We start from the raw sequence: 16,376 nt of genomic DNA, 5'->3' as shown, positions 1-16,376 counted from the left end.
CCTCCCCGTATCGGGGAGGATCAAAAAAGGGCCGGATTTTCATCCGGCCCTTCATCGCATCACGCGGTCTTCACGTCCTGGACCAGCTCGGCCAGTTCGCCGCTTTCGTACATCTCCATCATGATGTCCGAACCGCCGACGAATTCGCCCTTTACATAGAGCTGCGGGATGGTGGGCCAGTCCGAATAGGCCTTGATGCCCTGGCGGATGCCCTGGTCCTGCAGCACGTCGACGCTCTCGAACGGCACGTCCAGATGGTTCAGGATCGCCACCGCACGGCTGGAGAAGCCGCATTGCGGAAAGAGCGGCGTGCCCTTCATGAACAGCAGGACGGCGTTGTCCTTCACCAGCGCGTCGATCCGCGCATTCGTATCGTCGGTCATATCATTCATCCTTGAGGGAATGGGATCAGGCGGCCGGAACCGCAGTGGTCAGTTGCAGCGCATGGAGTTCGCCCCCCATGCGTCCGCCCAGCGCGGCATAGACGGCGCGGGTGCGCGCGACCCGGCTCATGCCCGCAAAGCTGGCGGCCACGACATGCGCGGCATAATGGTCGCCATCCCCCGCAAGGTCGGTGATCTGGACCTCAGCATCGGGAATGGCGGTACGGATCATCGTGGCGATGTCATCGGCGGCCATCGGCATGATCAGCGGCTCTCCATCAGTTGGCGACGCGCCTCGACCAGTTGCTCGTCCAACGCGCGGCGGACCTCGGCCTCGTCCACATCGATCCCGGCGGCGGTCAGGTCGCCCAGCAGCTTGCGGATGACGTCCTCATCGCCCGCTTCCTCGAAATCGGCCTGGACGACCGCCTTGGCATAGGCATCGGTCTCGGCCGGCGTCAGCTTCATCCGCTCGGCCGCCCATTGCGCGACCAGCCGATTGCGGCGCGCCGTGATACGGAACATCATGTCCTGATCGGCCACGAACTTGGCCTCGAAGCCCTTCCTGCGATCGTCGAAACTGGTCATCGGTTCGCCATCCCCCAGCCCTGTGGGCCATTCAAACTCAGGGTCCGAGATAGGGGGCGTCGCGCTCGCGCGCAACCGATGCGCCTATCGGGGGCTGCATGGCCCGCTGAGCGATCATTGCGTAGGCGAAACGACGGGAACCGTGTGCCGATCGATGCGTACTGTAACCATAACGAAAACCGGATAAACCCCGGTAAAGCCGGGATATCACCGACAATTAGGAGAGCGTCGTGATCCATTCCCACGCCATGCCACCGGACCGCCGCAACAATCCGATGCTGGGCATCATCAACGGCATGATCGGTTCGCTTGCCCTATGGGCCTTGATCGCCGGAGTCGTGGTCGTCGCGTCCTGACGGCTCGCCAAGACGCCGGTGCAAGCTTCGTCAGGCTGTTCCTGCCGTGGCAGCATCCAGGCGCTGACGCCCCGCGATCCAAGGCCGCCCCTCGGCCATCTGCCCCTCGAAACTGCCGATCGCTTCGTCACGCGCCAGGGTCAGGCCGACTTCGTCGAGCCCCTTCATCAGGCATTCGCGACGAAACGGATCGAGTTCGAACGCAAAGCGATCCTGAAACGGCGTGGTGACGGTCATCGTCTCCAGATCCACCGTGATCGTCTGGTCTTTCGCCACCGCGATCAGCCGGTCCACGGCGTCCTGCGGCAGGACGACCGGAACGATCCCGTTCTTGAAGGCATTGCCCGAGAAGATATCGGAAAAGCTGGGCGCGATCACCGCCTGGATGCCCATGTCCGCCAAGGCCCAGGCCGCATGCTCGCGACTGGAGCCGCAACCGAAATTGTCGCCCGCGATCAGGATCGGCGCGCCAGCATAGCGGGGATCATCGAAAATGTTGCCCGGTTGCGCGCGCACCGTCTCGAACGCGCCGCGCCCCAGACCGGCGCGCGTGATCGTCTTCAGCCAGTGCGCCGGGATGATGACATCCGTATCGATATTCTTGGCACCCCAAGGATAGGCGGTGCCGGAGACGGTCGTAACCGGGTTCATTCCTTCATCCCTGTATTCGAAAACCGCGCGCTCAGCCCGCGCGCTGCGGACGCTGTTCGGCCACGGCGGGGCGTGACGCGATGCCGGCGGCATAGGCCGCCGCGCCGCAGAGAACGGCGCCGGTGACGAGCATGACCAGTACGTGCTTCATGATGGCTTCCCCTATCGTCCCTGTCAGATGCCTTCGCGATCGAAATCGTGACTCTTCAACTCTCTAACATCGAAAAGGCGCCCGGTCACCGCTGCGGCGGCGGCCATGGCGGGGGACAGCAGATGGGTACGCGCGCCGGGGCCCTGACGGCCGACGAAATTGCGGTTCGAGGTCGAAGCGCAGCGCTCGCCCGCGGGCACCTTGTCCGGGTTCATCGCCAGGCACATCGAGCAGCCCGGCTCGCGCCATTCGAAACCCGCCTGCACGAAGATGCGGTCCAGCCCCTCTTCTTCGGCCTGGCGCTTGACCAGGCCCGAGCCGGGAACGACCAGCGCACGGACGCCGTCCGCCACCTTGCGATCGCGTGCCACGGCGGCGGCGGCGCGCAGGTCCTCGATCCGGCTGTTGGTGCAGCTGCCGATGAAGACATGCTGGACGGCAACGTCCTGCATCGCCGTGCCGGGAGTCAGACCCATATAGTCCAGCGACTTGCGCGCCGCTTCGCGCTTGGACGGATCGGCGAAGCTGTCAGGATCGGGCACGACGCCGGTGATCGGCACCACGTCCTCGGGGCTGGTGCCCCAGGTCAGGTTCGGCGCGATATCGGCGGCGTCCAGCGTCACCACCTTGTCGTACACCGCCCCCGGATCGGTCGGCAGCGTGCGCCACCATTCGACCGCCTTGTCCCAGTCCGCCCCCTTGGGCGCCATGGGGCGGCCCTTCAGATAGGCGAAGGTCGTCTCGTCCGGCGCGATCAGGCCCGCCCGCGCGCCGCCCTCGATCGACATGTTGGCGATGGTCAGCCGCCCTTCGATCGAAAGGTCGCGGATGACGCTGCCGGTAAACTCGATGACATGGCCGGTCCCGCCCGCCGCGCCGATCTTGCCGATGATCGCCAGCACGACGTCCTTGGCCGACACGCCATGACCCAGCACGCCGTCGACGCGCACTTCCATCGTCTTGGACGGCGACAGGAGCAACGTCTGGGTCGCCAGCACATGCTCGACCTCCGACGTACCGATGCCGAAGGCCAGCGCTCCCAGCGCGCCATGCGCCGAGGTATGGCTGTCGCCGCAGACCAGGGTCGTGCCCGGCAGGGTGAAGCCCTGTTCCGGCCCGACGACATGGACGATGCCCTGCGCCGCCGCCGTCGCGTCGATATAGTCGACGCCGAACTCGGCGGTGTTGCGGCGAAGCGCGTCCAGCTGCTGCGCGCTTTCCGGGTCGGCGATGGGCAGGAGGTTGCCGTTCGCGTCCTTGCGCGGCGTCGTTGGCAGGTTGTGATCGGGCACCGCCAGCGTCAGCTCGGGACGGCGCACCTTGCGCCCGGCGGCCCGTAGCCCCTCGAACGCCTGCGGGCTCGTCACCTCATGGACGAGGTGGCGGTCGATATAGATGAGGCAGGTGCCATCGGGCCGCCGTTCGACAACGTGCGCGGCCCAGATCTTCTCGTACAGAGTCTGGGGTCGTTGGGCCATGATGGGGGCGCTGTTATCCGAAAAGATGCGCGACGCAAAGGTGTGACGCAATGTTATTTCGCTTTGGACGGGGATTCCCGTGGCCTTCGACTTCGCTCAGGCTGAACGGAGCGAGGGAAGAGACCCTCCACAACATCCGTTCGGCCTGAGCTAAGTCGAAGGCTACGCCCCCCTCACCCTTGCGCGCGGAAATCCGCCGTCACACCCCCGCACTCGGCCAGTTCGATCTCATGATCCGGATCGCGCCACGTTTCGGCCAGCGCCTGCGCTTCCCATTCCCGCATCGCCGGATGGGCCAGAACCGTCTCGACCCAGGCTGCCCCCGCCGCACCGACGTCGATCCCATAGGTCCGCACCCGGAACGCGACCGGCGCGTAGAAGGCATCGACCACCGAGAAACGCTCGCCCGCCAGCCAGGGCCCGCCGAAACGCGACAATCCCTCACCCCACAACTCCGCCAGCCGTGCGACATCGCGCTCCAGCCGGGCTGAGGGCGGATTGGCCTGAACCCGCACGCCGACATTCATCGTCCGCTCGGCCCGCAGTGCGCCGAAGCCGCCATGCATCTCCGTCACCGCGCACATCGCCCAGGCACGTGCGACGTCATCCTCCGGCCAGACGCCCGGATGCCGCTCGGCCAGATACAGCGCGATGCCCAGCGAATCCCACACCGTCCGCTTGCCATGAATCAGCACCGGCACCTGTCCGGTCGGCGAAAAGGCGCGGAACGCCTCGTAATTCTCCGCCGCCGCGAACGGCTCGATCCGGTCGGAGAAGCCGATCCCCAGCGCTTTCATCAGCAGCCAGGGACGCAGCGACCAGCTTGAGTAATTCCGGTTCGCGGTGACGAGGGTATAGGCCATCAGCGGTCGAACTTGGCCGTGGTCTTCGCCGCCACCTCATCCGCCGTGATGCCCGGCGCGCATTCGATCAGGCGGAAGGCGCTGTCATGATCGGGACGCTGAAACACCGCCAGGTCGGTGACGATCATGTCGACGACGTTGCGGCCGGTCAGCGGCAGAGTGCATTCGGGGATGAACTTCGGGCTGCCGTCCTTGGCGTTATGCTCCATCACGACGATGATCTTCTTGACGCCCGCGACCAAATCCATCGCGCCGCCCATGCCCTTGATCATCTTGCCCGGGATCATCCAGTTGGCGATGTCGCCGCCCTCGGACACTTCCATCGCGCCCAGCACGGTCAGATCGATATGCCCGCCGCGGATCATCGCAAAGCTGTCCGCCGACGAGAAATAGACCGAGTGCGGCAGTTCGCTGATCGTCTGCTTGCCCGCGTTGATCAGGTCGGGATCGACCTCGTCGTCATAGGGAAACGGGCCGATGCCCAGCATCCCGTTCTCGGATTGCAGCGTCACCTCAACCCCTTGCGGGATATGGTTGGCCACCAGTGTCGGGATGCCGATGCCGAGGTTGACGTAGAAACCGTCCTTCAGCTCCTTGGCCGCGCGGGCGGCCATTTCGTCGCGGGTCCAGGCCATGCTCACTCTCCTGTCGGGTGCCACCGCCGGTCGGCGGGGAAGATGTCGTCTGCGCTGCCCTTCAGCGCCTTGCCATAGACGGAGTTCGGGAAGACGAACCAACCGCGTCCCCACAGCGCCGCGATGCGGGGTGCATCGGCGCGGGTACGACGATCCGCCACGCTGGCCGGCGTGTTGAACAGGTCGCTGAAATCACCGAGCTGGTCGCCGCCCATCGCGATCACGCAATAGCGCTGCGCGATCTGCCAGCGACGAGCATCCTTATTATCGCCAGTGGCGGTGTCGGTGCGGACGAACAGCGTATCGCCATGCACCGCCGGGCCAAGCCCCGCTGCGTCGATCACGCGCGACGCGCCCGCCGGATCGTCACGGTTGGTGTTGAAGATCACGGTCACGCCCATGGTCCGCAGATCGGCGATCGCCGCCGCCGCGCCGGGCGTGGGCAGGACGGCATGGCCGTCGCTCTGCTCCCAGGCGCGCCACCGCATGTTGAAATCGCGACCCGAACGGCCGTTCAAATCGTCATATTCGAAGCCGAGATTTTGCAGGACCGTCTCGTCAACATCGAAGACGGCGGCGGGCCGCTTGTCTGCGCACGGCACGAAGCGGGGGGTGTCGAGGCTCGCACCTTGCGCAAGCACGACGCTGTCGGCTTGCGGACGACGGACCCGGTCGGCGGCATAGGTGACGAGGGCGTTCCACGCCTGGCGCGAGATCGCATCGGCTTCGGCCGAGCCGTAGAGATATTGCATCCCGGCCAGCTTGGGGTTTGCGGCTGCGGTTGGGGGTGCGGCGCTGTTGTTGCCGACGGCTACGACGCAGCCCGACAGGGTCAGGGCGGCGGCGAGGGTGAGGGCCAGCCTCAGGCCGGGGAGCCCTCCCCCAGCCCCTCCCGCTTGCGGGAGGGGAGAGGTTGCGGGGCAAGCATTGGGTTTCAATCGCAAAGTTTTCATCACCATGCCCTCCGCCACATGCGCTCCCCCTCCCGCAGGCGGGAGGGGGTCGGGGGGAGGGAATGCCCCACCCCCTGCTCTAACCGTCAAACCCGCTCGCGAACCGTACGGAACTCGATCTTCTTCTCATACGGCGCGCCGACGATCATCCGCTTCACATAGATGCCCGGCAGATGGATCTGGTCGGGATCGAGCGAACCCACCGGCACCACCTCCTCCACCTCGGCGACACAGATGCGCCCCGCCGTCGCCATCGGCTGGTTGAAGTTGCGCGCGGTCTTACGGAAGATCAGGTTCCCGGCCTCGTCGGCCTTCCACCCCTTGATGATCGACAGGTCGGCGCGGATGCCGCGTTCGAGGATATAGTCCTCTCCGTCGAACTGCTTCACTTCCTTGCCCTCGGCGACCTTCGTGCCGACGCCGGTCTTGGTGTAGAAGCCCGGAATGCCCGCGCCCCCTGCCCGGCAGCGTTCGGCGAGCGTCCCCTGTGGACAGAACTCGACCTCCAGTTCTCCGCTCAGATATTGCCGCTCGAATTCCTTGTTCTCGCCGACATAGGACGAGATCATCTTCTTGACCTGATGCGAGCGGAGCAACTTGCCCAGCCCCACGCCGTCGATCCCGGCATTGTTGCTGGCGATGGTCAGGTCCTTGACCCCGGCGGCCTCGATCGCGTCGATCAGCCGCTCCGGGATGCCGCACAGGCCAAAGCCCCCGGCGCAGATCGTCATGCCGTCATGGAGCAGGCCGTCGAGCGCGGCGGCCGCGTCGGAATAGAGCTTCTGCATGGGCGTCCTCCCTATGATGGCGCAAGCGTTAGGCGGAGGGGTGGAGCCGGGTCAACCCAGGCTTTACGCTTTGCGCGGGCGAGCGTTTGCGCTTTGTCACGAAGCGGCGTTAGGCTGCCGTCCATGACTTTGAAAACCGGCGGACGCCTGCTTGTCGATGCGCTTCTCGAACAGGGGTGCGACCGTATCTTCACCGTCCCGGGGGAGAGTTTCCTGGCCGTGCTCGACGCGCTCCACGACACGCCCGCCATCGACATGGTAACGTGTCGGCAGGAAGGCGGCGTGACCTTCATGGCCTGCGCCGACGGCAAGCTGACCGGACGACCGGGCGTGGCGTTCGTCACGCGCGGGCCGGGCGCGACCAATGCGGCGATCGGCGTGCATGTGGCAAAGCAGGATTCGCAGCCGATGATCCTGTTCATCGGCGATGTCGACCGCAGCACCCGCGACCGTGAAGCCTTTCAGGAAGTCGATTTCCAGGCGATGTTCGCCCCGCTCGCCAAATGGGCGGCGCGAATCGACGATGCCGCGCGCATCCCGGAATATATCGCCCGCGCCTATGCCACCGCGATGAACGGACGGCCGGGGCCGGTGGTGCTCGCCCTGCCCGAGGATATGCTGTGTGACACGATCGAGGGCACACCCCGCCCCCGGATCGAGCGCCCCTCGCAGGATGTGCGGATCGAGGACGTCATGGCCGCGCAGGACCTGATCGCCAAAGCCGAGCGACCGGTCGCGATCATCGGCGGCGCGCACTGGAATGACGATGCGGTGGCACTGGCCGAGCAATGGGGCGAAGCGGCGGGCATCCCGCTGGTCGCGGCATTCCGGCGGCAGGACGCCGTATCGGCCGACTGCCCGGTCTATGCGGGCAATCTGGGCTATGGCCCCAATCCCGCACTGGTCGCACGGGTGAAGCAGGCCGACCTGCTGATCGTGCTCGGGGCACGCCTGGGGGAAGCGACGACCGACGGCTATAGCCTGATTACGCCCGACCATCCGGGCCAGATGCTGATCCATATCCATCCCGACCCGGAGGAGTTGCACAGCGCCTATCGCACCGATCTGGCCCTTTGTTGCGATGTAGACCGGGCGCTGGGGATGTTGGAACTGCTGGCGACGGAGGCCGCCGCGCCGCATCCCTCCGGTGCGGAAGCCCATGCCGACTATCTCACCTGGTCCGAACCCGCCCCGCGCGACGGTGTGACGCTGGACCTAGGCCAATGCGTCGCAGCGATGCGGGAGGCCCTGCCCACTGACTCGATCCTGTGTAACGGCGCGGGCAATTATTCGGGCTGGTGGCATCGTTACTGGCGCTACGAGCCGGGGTGTCAGCTGGCCCCGACCTGCGGCGCGATGGGCTATGGCGTCCCCGCCGCCACCGCCGCCGCGCTGCGCCACCCGGACCGGATGGTGGTGGCACTGGCGGGCGATGGCTGTTTCCTGATGAACGGGCAAGAACTGGCAACCGCCGTGCAGCATGGCGCCTCAATGCTGGTGATCGTCGTCGACAATGGCGGATATGGCACGATCCGCATGCACCAGGAGCGCGAATATCCCGGCCGCGTGGCGGCGACCGCACTCGCCAATCCGGATTTCGCGGCGCTGGCGCGCGCTTATGGCTGTTGGAGCGAAACCGTGATGCGGACCGAGGACTTCGCCCCCGCCCTGTCCCGCGCCATGACGGAGGCGGGCGTGCGCCTGCTGCATCTGAAGACGGATATCGAGATCATCACACCCGCCACCACGCTGTCACGAATCGCCGGGAAATAGGCTGATCCCGCCGGAACGCGTCATGAGCGTGCTGGCTTGCGCAATGGCCTTCCACCCGCCGTGGAAGGCCAGTGACGAACGAGCAAAAGTTGACGCATTCTCTCTGCTTACAATAGCTTTGGCGGCAAACAACCACGCAGAACGCCGCAAAGTAACGCTATCATAAAATCGATTGCGTTACATTGTGGAGGCCGGATAAAACAAAACCGCCCCGGCGTTAACCGGGGCGGCGAGTTCGTTGCTGATTGCTTTAGTCAGAGAACGACTAGCAGGTTCAGATGTTGTCGCCAAGGGCGCCCTTGACCGAACCCTTCATCTGCTCGCCCTTGCCCTTGGCCTGCTGGGCTTCGCCCTCGGCCACGAGCTTGTCGTTGTTGTTGTGCTCGCCAATGGCTTCCTTGGCCTTGCCAACCAGCTCGTTGACGTTGCCTTTGATCTTGTCGGTCAGCTCACCCATTGCGGCCTCCATTTACTGGGGATTGACAAATCCCGTTGAACACTCGGAAGCAGAACGGTTCGTTACGCGGCAAGTTCCCTGAAATTAATGTCAGATCAGACCCGCCAACGGGCTGGAAGGGTCGGCATAGCGCCGCATACCCATGCGCCCGGCGCGGTACGCCATGCGCCCCGCCTCGACCCCCGCCTTCATCGCGCGGGCCATCAGCACCGGGTCCTTGGCCTCGGCGATCGCGGTGTTCATCAGCACGCCGTCACAGCCCAGTTCCATGGCGACGGCGGCTTCCGACGCGGTGCCGACCCCCGCATCGACCAGCACCGGCACCTTCGCCCCCTCGACGATCAGGCGGATCGTCACCTTGTTCTGAATGCCCAGCCCCGAGCCGATCGGTGCGCCGAGCGGCATGATCGCGACCGCCCCGACATCCTCCAGCCGCTTGGCCGCGATGGGATCGTCGACGCAATAGACCATCGGCTTGAAGCCTTCCTTGGCCAGGATCTCGGTCGCCCGCAGCGTCTCGACCATATCCGGGTAGAGCGTCTTCGCCTCGCCCAGCACCTCCAGCTTGACCAGCTCCCAGCCGCCCGCCTCACGCGCCAGCCGCAGGGTGCGGATCGCATCCTCGGCGGTAAAGCAGCCCGCCGTGTTGGGCAGATAGGTGATCTTCCTGGGGTCGATAAAATCGGTCAACATCGGCGCGTTGCGGTCCGACACGTTCACCCGGCGCACGGCGACGGTGACGATCTCCGCCCCCGCCGCCTCGACCGCCGCCGCATTCTGCGCGAAGTCCTTGTACTTGCCGGTGCCGACGATCAGGCGCGAACGGAAACGCTGGCCCGCGACTTCCCACGAGTCGTCGTCCGTGACCGCGGCCGCATGGTCGCCGCCGCCGACGAAATGCACGATCTCGATCTCGTCGCCATCCTCCACCTCGACCTGTGCCAGCGTCGAGCGCGGCACCACCTCCAGATTGCGTTCCACCGCCACCTTTTCGGGCACCAGCCCCAGCTGGTTCGCCAGATCGGCCAGCGACAGGCCCGCCGCCACCCGCTTATGCTCGCCATTCACGGTGATCGTCACGGTTCCATCGGTATGGGGCATATCTGTGTCACTTACCATGCAAGTCGCTGCCCGCTCGACGTGGGATAGGGCATGCGGTTAAGGAAGGCCCTCGATCTAGGCCCGGCCATCCCGAGCCGCAACCATGGGAGTGCGGATGTCCGCGACCGTTTATGTCCTCAACGGGCCGAACCTGAACCTGCTCGGCCTGCGCGAGCCGCATATCTATGGCCATGACACGCTGGACGATATCGCGGGGATGCTGGAAGACAGGGCCCGCGAGCTCGATCTGGCGATCGACATGCGCCAGTCCAACCATGAAGGCCATCTGATCGACTGGCTGCACGAGGCCCAGGCCTATGAGGCCAAGGCCGTGCTGCTCAATGCCGGGGGCTTCACCCATACGTCGATCGCGATCCATGACGCGATCAAGTCGGTGACGACCCCGGTGATCGAGGTTCACCTATCCAACCCTCATGCACGGGAGCCATTCCGTCATGAGAGCTTCATCGGGCGTGCCGCAAAAGGCACAATCGCGGGTTTTGGCGCGCATTCCTATCTGCTCGCGCTTGAAGCCGCGGCCCGGTTCTGACAGGAGCGCGTCCCATGACCGAAAAGACTGAACAAGCGATGAAGGTCGATGTCGACCTCGTCCGTCAGCTCGCCGAGCTGCTCGACGCCACCGCCCTGACCGAGATCGAGGTCGAGCATGGCGACCGCAAGATCCGTGTCGCGCGCAAGGCCGCGGCCGTCGCCCAGATGGGCTATGCGCCGGCCCCTGCGCCCATGGCCGCCCCGGCGGCCGCACCCGTCGCCGCCGCCCCCGCATCCGCAGAGGTCGGCGCCTCGGCTCCGGCCGCGTCGGCCAACGCCGTGAAGTCGCCGATGGTCGGCACCGTCTATCTGTCGGCCGAGCCGGGCGCCAAGCCCTTCGCCGCCGTCGGCCAGAAGGTCGCCGCCGGTGACACGCTGCTGATCGTGGAAGCCATGAAGGTGATGAACCCGATCACCGCGACCCAGGCAGGCACCGTCACCGCCGTCCTGGTCGAGAACGGCCAGCCGGTCGAGTTCGACCAGCCCCTGGTCGTCGTCGAGTAAGCCGCCTTGGCGCAGATCAAGAAACTCCTGATCGCCAATCGCGGTGAGATTGCGCTTCGCATCCACCGCGCCTGTCACGAGATGGGGATCGAGACCGTCGCCGTGCACTCCACGGCCGACGCCGATGCCATGCATGTGCGCCTCGCCGACCAGGCGGTGTGCATCGGGCCGCCCGCGGCGACCGACAGCTATCTCAACATCCCGAACATCATCTCGGCCGCCGAGATTTCGGGCGCGGACGCGATCCACCCCGGCTACGGCTTCCTTTCGGAGAACGCCAAGTTCGCCGAGATCGTCGAGGCGCACGGCCTGATCTTCGTCGGCCCGAAGCCCGAGCATATCCGGGTGATGGGCGACAAGGTGGAGGCCAAACGCACCGCTGGGGCGCTCGGCCTGCCGCTCGTCCCCGGTTCGGACGGTGCGATCTCGGATCTCGACGAGGCCAAGGCGCTCGCGACCAAGATCGGCTATCCCGTCATCATCAAGGCGGCTTCGGGGGGCGGCGGACGCGGCATGAAGGTCGTGTCCTCCGAGGACCAGCTCGAAACGCTGATGCAGCAGGCCGGTTCGGAGGCGAAGGCCGCCTTCGGTGACTCGACCGTCTACATGGAAAAATATCTGGGCAATCCCCGGCATATCGAATTCCAGGTGTTCGGCGACGGCAACGGCCAGGCGATCCATCTGGGCGAGCGCGACTGCTCGCTCCAGCGTCGCCACCAGAAGGTGCTGGAGGAAGCCCCCTCGCCGATCATCACGGCCGAGGAGCGCGCCCGCATGGGCGGCGTGGTCGCCAAGGCGATGGCCGATATGGGCTATCGCGGCGCGGGCACGATCGAGTTCCTGTGGGAAGACGGCGAGTTCTATTTCATCGAAATGAACACCCGCCTGCAGGTCGAACATCCCGTCACCGAGATGATCACCGGCCTGGACCTGGTGCGCGAGCAGATCCGCATCGCCGAGGGGCATCCGCTGACCCTGCGCCAGCAGGACGTGCAATTCCGCGGCCATGCGATCGAGTGCCGCATCAACGCGGAAGACCCGCGCACCTTCGCCCCCTCGCCGGGCACGGTGAAGATGTACCACGCGCCGGGTGGCATGCATGTCCGCGTCGATAGCGGGCTGTACCAGGGCTATAAGGTCCCGCCTTATTACGACAGCATGATCGCCAAGCTGATCGTGTACGGCACGACCCGCGAAGGCGCGCTGCGTCGCCTCCGCCGCGCGCTGGAGGAGTTCGTGATCGAGGGGATGAAGACCACCATCCCGCTCCACCAGGCGCTGCTCGACGACCCCGAGTTCCAGAAGGGCGACTATACGATCAAGTGGCTGGAGGAATGGCTGGCCAAGCAGGGCGCGTAAGCCCCGCCCTGCCCCTCCACCCCGCGCGCCCCTCCCCAACCTTGTCTTGGGGAGGGGCGCGCGGTAAAGCCGGGTGGCGGAGGGGCCCTCCCGCCACGCCAAAAAGTCCCGAATACCCCTCCACATTCTGCGCCGCCCATGCCACAAGCATCGGCGATGAAGGCGACGATCCTCCACAACCCGCGCTGCTCCAAGTCGCGCGAGGCGCTGGCCCTGCTGAACGACGCGGGCGCGGATGTGACGGTGATCGAATATCTCAAATCACCCCCCGGCGCCGACGAACTGGCACGCCTTTATGCCAAGGGCGGACTGTCCCCGCGCGACGGGCTGCGCAAGGACGAGGCGGCGGCCAAGGCGCTCGCCGATGCGGATGACGCGACGGTGCTGGCCGCCATGGCCGCCGACCCCATTTTGATCGAACGGCCGCTGGTCGAAACGCCCAAGGGCGTCGTCATCGGGCGCCCGCCCGAAGCCGTTCGGGGCATATTGTGACCGCTGCCCGTTATTTGAGCAGCGAGCATGGCGCTGCCCGCTTTTCGGGCGCAATTCTGATCGATTTCTTACCCTCTCACGAGGGAAAGGCAGTTGGCACGATCCCTGCTACGCGCAGGATCGGGCGAGGGTTCGAACAACATCGGGGGCAGTCAGGCTCGTGAAAAAGATTGAGGCGATCATCAAGCCGTTCAAGCTCGATGAGGTGAAGGAGGCGCTGCACGAAATCGGCGTGTCCGGCATCACCGTCACCGAGGCGAAGGGCTTCGGCCGCCAGAAGGGCCATACCGAGCTCTATCGCGGTGCCGAATATGTCGTCGACTTCCTGCCGAAGGTGAAGCTGGAAGTGGTGGTCGAGGACGGCCTGGCCGAACGTGTGGTGGAGGCGATCGCCGCCGCCGCGCAGACCGGCCGGATCGGCGACGGCAAGATCTTCGTGATCCCCGTCGAGACCGCACTGCGCATCCGCACGGGCGAACGCGACGACGCGGCGATCTGACGCACCCGATACCCATCCGTCACCGGGCCGACATTCGGCCCGACTAAACACGTATCACCGGCCCCGGCCTTTCGCCGGAGGGCGGCCAAGCAGAGAGAGAACGGAACATGGCGAATACGGCCAGCGATATCCTGAAGCAGATCAAGGACGAAGAGATCGAGTGGGTCGACCTGCGCTTCACCGATCCCAAGGGCAAGTGGCAGCACCTGACCATGGTCGCCTCGATCCTGGGTGAGGACGAGCTGACCGACGGCCTGATGTTCGACGGCTCCTCGATCGAGGGCTGGAAGGCGATCAACGAGTCGGACATGGTCCTGAAGCCCGACCTCGACGCCGTGTACACCGATCCCTTCTCGGCCACCCCGATGCTGATCGTGTTCTGCGACATCGTCGAGCCGTCGACCGGCGAGCTCTATGCCCGCGATCCACGCTCGACCGCCAAGCGCGCCGAGGCGTTCGTGAAGACCACCGGCATCGGCGACACCGTCTATGTCGGCCCGGAAGCCGAATTCTTCATGTTCGACAACGTCCAGTTCGACACGAACTATGCGTCGTCCTACTTCAAGATCGACGATATCGAGCTGCCGACCAACACCGGTCGCGAATATGAGGGTGGCAATCTCGGCCACCGTCCGCGCGCCAAGGGCGGTTATTTCCCCGTCGCGCCGGTCGACTCGGCCGTCGATATCCGCGGCGAGATGGTCTCGACCATGCTCGAAATGGGCCTGCCCTGCGACAAGCACCACCACGAAGTCGCCGCCGCGCAGCACGAACTGGGCATGACCTTCGGCACGCTGACCCAGACCGCCGACCGCATGCAGATCTACAAGTATGTCGTGCATCAGGTCGCGCAGGCCTATGGCAAGACCGCGACCTTCATGCCGAAGCCGATCAAGGAAGATAATGGCTCGGGCATGCACACCCACTTCTCGATCTGGGAAGGCAAGACCCCGCTGTTCGCCGGCAACGGCTATGCAGGACTCTCGGAGACCTGCCTGTACTTCATCGGCGGCGTCATCAAGCACGCCAAGGCGCTGAACGCCTTCACCAACCCGACCACCAACAGCTACAAGCGCCTGGTGCCGGGTTACGAAGCGCCGGTGCTGCTCGCCTATTCGGCGCGCAACCGCTCGGCCTCGTGCCGCATCCCGTACGGCACCGGCCCGAAGTCGAAGCGCGTCGAAGTGCGCTTCCCCGACGCGCTGGCGAACCCGTATCTCGCTTATGCGGCGCTGCTGATGGCGGGTCTGGACGGTATCCAGAACAAGATCCATCCGGGCGAAGCGATGGACAAGAACCTGTACGACCTGCCGCCCGCCGAGCTGGCCCAGGTTCCGACCGTCGCCGGTTCGCTCCGCGAAGCGCTCGACTCGCTGGCCGCCGACCACGACTTCCTGCTGAAGGGCGACGTGTTCACCAAGGACCAGATCGAAAGCTATATCGAGCTGAAGATGCACGAAGTGATGCGCTGGGAAATGACCCCCAGCCCGGTCGAATACGACATGTACTACAGCGGCTAATCCAGCCCCTGCACGATGTCACTACGGGGAAAGGGGCCGCAAGGCCCCTTTCTTTTTGGGGAGGGCACAGGTGTTTTTCAGCTTCGGCTTTTCCGCCCCGATCGACCTGTTGAGCTGGATCGTCGTCCTCATGCTCGGTGCCAAGCTGATCGCCACGCTGGTGCTGATTCTGGTGGGTAAAGAGGTCAGGGATCGGCCCGGCTGGGGGCCGGTATTGTGGTCGGTTACCAAGCTGACGCCGATCGTCGCGATCCCCTGCGCCGTTGCCATCGCCCTACTTCAACGACAATTCGACGCAGCTTCGATCTTCGGTGCCATGACTCTTTTCGTCGCCATAGCCGTACCGCTGAAGGTCAGGCAGCGACAAGCGCGCATCGCGCGGGCGACACGTTGAACGACCAGCCTAAAACCATAATTCAGGTCATGCGCGGTTCGCCCACCTCGTAAACGAACAGGCGACGCTCGCCGATACCCAGTTCCGGCCAAGCAGCCCGCCACTCGGCGATGTGCGGCGAGGCGAAATGGCGGTCCAGCGCCGCCTGATCGGCCCACATCTCCTTGACGTGGATGAGGCCGGGATCGAGCACGTCCTCGGCATAGCCATAGTCCAGGCATCCCGGCTCGGCGCGGCTGGCCTCGACCATGCGTTGCATCACCGGGCGCGCCGCGTCCAGATTGTCAGGCGGCAGGCGCACGGTGCCGATGATCAGCAGCATGTCACTTCGCCGCCGCAACCCGCTTGGCCGACAGGATCTTGACCGGCGCGGCCAGCATCTCGCCCTTGAACGGCCCCTTGGCGGGATCGGCGGGCTGGTCGAGGATCTTGTGGATCACGTCCATGCCCTCGACGACATGGCCGAAGGCGGCATAGCCCAGATTGTCGCCGGGCTTGCTGGGATCGGCGTCGAGCGAGGGCTGGTTGCCGACCATGATGGTGAAGTCGCCGCGCGCCGATCCGGGGGCGAGGCGCGCGATCGAGATGGTGCCGTCCGTATGCTTGATTCCGGTCTTGGTCGTCGACTCATGCGCGATCGGGGGCAGGATGCGCTTGGGCTCGTTCTGGATGCCGAACTGGACGAAGCCGAAATCCGGCGCGACGCGGACCGTGCGGTAGAAGGTCACGCCGTCCAGCCGGTGCTGATCGACATAGCGCAGGAAATTGGCGGTGGTGATCGGCGCATGGGTGCGGTCGAGGTCGAGCACCACCGGCCCGAGACTCGTCTGCATCGCGACGCGGACCATGACGGGCTTGGGGGCCTCGGTAGTGGCGGGG

General features: G+C 65.4%; 22 protein-coding genes. 9 read left to right on the top strand and 13 right to left on the bottom strand.

All coding sequences use genetic code 11. The annotated features are described in order from the left end of the window. Positions 1-59 precede the first annotated feature (59 nt). Genes grxD through NS355_RS16555 form a run of 3 tightly spaced genes read right to left on the bottom strand, consistent with a single transcriptional unit; the run spans position 60 to position 971 of the window. Positions 60-383 carry a Grx4 family monothiol glutaredoxin gene (gene grxD / locus NS355_RS16565; protein WP_056439494.1) on the bottom strand — a complete coding sequence of 108 codons (324 nt, stop codon included), beginning with the start codon at positions 381-383 and terminating at the stop codon, positions 60-62. A 25-nt stretch (positions 384-408) separates the two neighbouring features. After that, complete coding sequence (locus tag NS355_RS16560; protein WP_042490079.1) at positions 409-645, bottom strand: BolA/IbaG family iron-sulfur metabolism protein; 237 nt, start codon at positions 643-645, stop codon at positions 409-411. A gap of 2 nt (positions 646-647) precedes the next feature. Beyond that, complete coding sequence (locus tag NS355_RS16555; RefSeq protein ID WP_058746686.1) at positions 648-971, bottom strand: DUF1476 domain-containing protein; 324 nt, start codon at positions 969-971, stop codon at positions 648-650. Between the two features lie 230 nt (positions 972-1,201). Between NS355_RS16555 and NS355_RS19430 the strand changes: the two genes are divergently transcribed. Further along, positions 1,202-1,327 (top strand): hypothetical protein, encoded by a 126-nt coding sequence (locus tag NS355_RS19430; RefSeq protein ID WP_275934735.1) that lies wholly within the window; start codon positions 1,202-1,204, stop codon positions 1,325-1,327. A gap of 30 nt (positions 1,328-1,357) precedes the next feature. Here the strand turns inward: NS355_RS19430 and leuD are convergent, their stop codons facing one another. From leuD to NS355_RS16525, 6 genes are all read right to left on the bottom strand, one after another. After that, positions 1,358-1,978: a 3-isopropylmalate dehydratase small subunit gene (gene leuD, locus NS355_RS16550; RefSeq protein WP_058746685.1), complete on the bottom strand. Its 621-nt coding sequence runs from the start codon at positions 1,976-1,978 to the stop codon at positions 1,358-1,360. Positions 1,979-2,152: 174 nt separating this feature from the next. Further along, a complete protein-coding gene (gene leuC, locus NS355_RS16545) occupies positions 2,153-3,607 on the bottom strand; it encodes a 3-isopropylmalate dehydratase large subunit (RefSeq protein ID WP_058746684.1) in 1,455 nt (484 codons plus the stop codon). A gap of 173 nt (positions 3,608-3,780) precedes the next feature. Beyond that, on the bottom strand, positions 3,781-4,470 hold the full coding sequence (locus NS355_RS16540) for a glutathione S-transferase family protein (protein WP_058746683.1): 690 nt from the start codon (positions 4,468-4,470) through the stop codon (positions 3,781-3,783). Next, positions 4,470-5,105 carry a CoA transferase subunit B gene (locus NS355_RS16535; RefSeq protein WP_058746691.1) on the bottom strand — a complete coding sequence of 212 codons (636 nt, stop codon included), beginning with the start codon at positions 5,103-5,105 and terminating at the stop codon, positions 4,470-4,472. Before NS355_RS16535 ends, NS355_RS16540 begins: the two co-directional genes overlap by 1 nt. A gap of 2 nt (positions 5,106-5,107) precedes the next feature. Beyond that, positions 5,108-5,857 carry an HAD family acid phosphatase gene (locus NS355_RS16530; RefSeq protein ID WP_244489724.1) on the bottom strand — a complete coding sequence of 250 codons (750 nt, stop codon included), beginning with the start codon at positions 5,855-5,857 and terminating at the stop codon, positions 5,108-5,110. Between the two features lie 287 nt (positions 5,858-6,144). After that, the gene (locus NS355_RS16525; RefSeq protein WP_058746682.1) at positions 6,145-6,846 is read right to left on the bottom strand and encodes a CoA transferase subunit A; all 702 of its coding nucleotides are present in this window, start codon (positions 6,844-6,846) and stop codon (positions 6,145-6,147) included. A gap of 123 nt (positions 6,847-6,969) precedes the next feature. Here NS355_RS16525 and NS355_RS16520 point away from each other — a divergent pair, with 123 nt between their 5' ends. Beyond that, positions 6,970-8,619 (top strand): thiamine pyrophosphate-binding protein, encoded by a 1,650-nt coding sequence (locus NS355_RS16520; protein ID WP_209445123.1) that lies wholly within the window; start codon positions 6,970-6,972, stop codon positions 8,617-8,619. 274 nt (positions 8,620-8,893) lie between these two features. Here the strand turns inward: NS355_RS16520 and NS355_RS16515 are convergent, their stop codons facing one another. Both NS355_RS16515 and thiS read right to left on the bottom strand, forming a co-directional pair. Further along, positions 8,894-9,076 carry a CsbD family protein gene (locus NS355_RS16515; RefSeq protein WP_042490204.1) on the bottom strand — a complete coding sequence of 61 codons (183 nt, stop codon included), beginning with the start codon at positions 9,074-9,076 and terminating at the stop codon, positions 8,894-8,896. A 90-nt stretch (positions 9,077-9,166) separates the two neighbouring features. Then, positions 9,167-10,177 (bottom strand): sulfur carrier protein ThiS, encoded by a 1,011-nt coding sequence (gene thiS, locus NS355_RS16510; protein WP_084788060.1) that lies wholly within the window; start codon positions 10,175-10,177, stop codon positions 9,167-9,169. Positions 10,178-10,292: 115 nt separating this feature from the next. On the opposite strand from thiS, the gene aroQ reads away from it, so the two are divergent. The 7 genes from aroQ to NS355_RS16475 all read left to right on the top strand — a co-directional run bounded on the left by aroQ (position 10,293) and on the right by NS355_RS16475 (position 15,497). Beyond that, on the top strand, positions 10,293-10,727 hold the full coding sequence (aroQ, locus tag NS355_RS16505; protein ID WP_058746681.1) for a type II 3-dehydroquinate dehydratase: 435 nt from the start codon (positions 10,293-10,295) through the stop codon (positions 10,725-10,727). A gap of 14 nt (positions 10,728-10,741) precedes the next feature. Further along, positions 10,742-11,233: an acetyl-CoA carboxylase biotin carboxyl carrier protein gene (gene accB, locus NS355_RS16500; RefSeq protein ID WP_058746680.1), complete on the top strand. Its 492-nt coding sequence runs from the start codon at positions 10,742-10,744 to the stop codon at positions 11,231-11,233. Between the two features lie 6 nt (positions 11,234-11,239). Next, the gene (gene accC / locus NS355_RS16495) at positions 11,240-12,592 is read left to right on the top strand and encodes an acetyl-CoA carboxylase biotin carboxylase subunit (protein WP_058746679.1); all 1,353 of its coding nucleotides are present in this window, start codon (positions 11,240-11,242) and stop codon (positions 12,590-12,592) included. Between the two features lie 156 nt (positions 12,593-12,748). Continuing rightward, complete coding sequence (locus NS355_RS16490) at positions 12,749-13,084, top strand: arsenate reductase family protein (protein ID WP_058746678.1); 336 nt, start codon at positions 12,749-12,751, stop codon at positions 13,082-13,084. A gap of 160 nt (positions 13,085-13,244) precedes the next feature. Further along, positions 13,245-13,583: a P-II family nitrogen regulator gene (locus NS355_RS16485; RefSeq protein WP_007405799.1), complete on the top strand. Its 339-nt coding sequence runs from the start codon at positions 13,245-13,247 to the stop codon at positions 13,581-13,583. A 107-nt stretch (positions 13,584-13,690) separates the two neighbouring features. After that, on the top strand, positions 13,691-15,103 hold the full coding sequence (gene glnA / locus NS355_RS16480) for a type I glutamate--ammonia ligase (RefSeq protein ID WP_042490094.1): 1,413 nt from the start codon (positions 13,691-13,693) through the stop codon (positions 15,101-15,103). A gap of 70 nt (positions 15,104-15,173) precedes the next feature. Then, positions 15,174-15,497 (top strand): hypothetical protein, encoded by a 324-nt coding sequence (locus NS355_RS16475; protein ID WP_244489723.1) that lies wholly within the window; start codon positions 15,174-15,176, stop codon positions 15,495-15,497. A 22-nt stretch (positions 15,498-15,519) separates the two neighbouring features. Here the strand turns inward: NS355_RS16475 and NS355_RS16470 are convergent, their stop codons facing one another. Continuing rightward, positions 15,520-15,819: a putative quinol monooxygenase gene (locus tag NS355_RS16470; RefSeq protein WP_058746677.1), complete on the bottom strand. Its 300-nt coding sequence runs from the start codon at positions 15,817-15,819 to the stop codon at positions 15,520-15,522. A 1-nt stretch (position 15,820) separates the two neighbouring features. After that, positions 15,821-16,376 (bottom strand): peptidylprolyl isomerase (locus tag NS355_RS16465; RefSeq protein ID WP_058746676.1); only part of this gene is annotated, 556 nt, incomplete at its 5' end.

This window comes from Sphingomonas yabuuchiae, assembly GCF_001477495.1.
Classification (GTDB): domain Bacteria; phylum Pseudomonadota; class Alphaproteobacteria; order Sphingomonadales; family Sphingomonadaceae; genus Sphingomonas; species Sphingomonas yabuuchiae_A.
The sequence above is the reverse complement of the archived record's forward strand: the minus strand, read 5'-3'. Positions and strand labels throughout refer to the sequence as shown.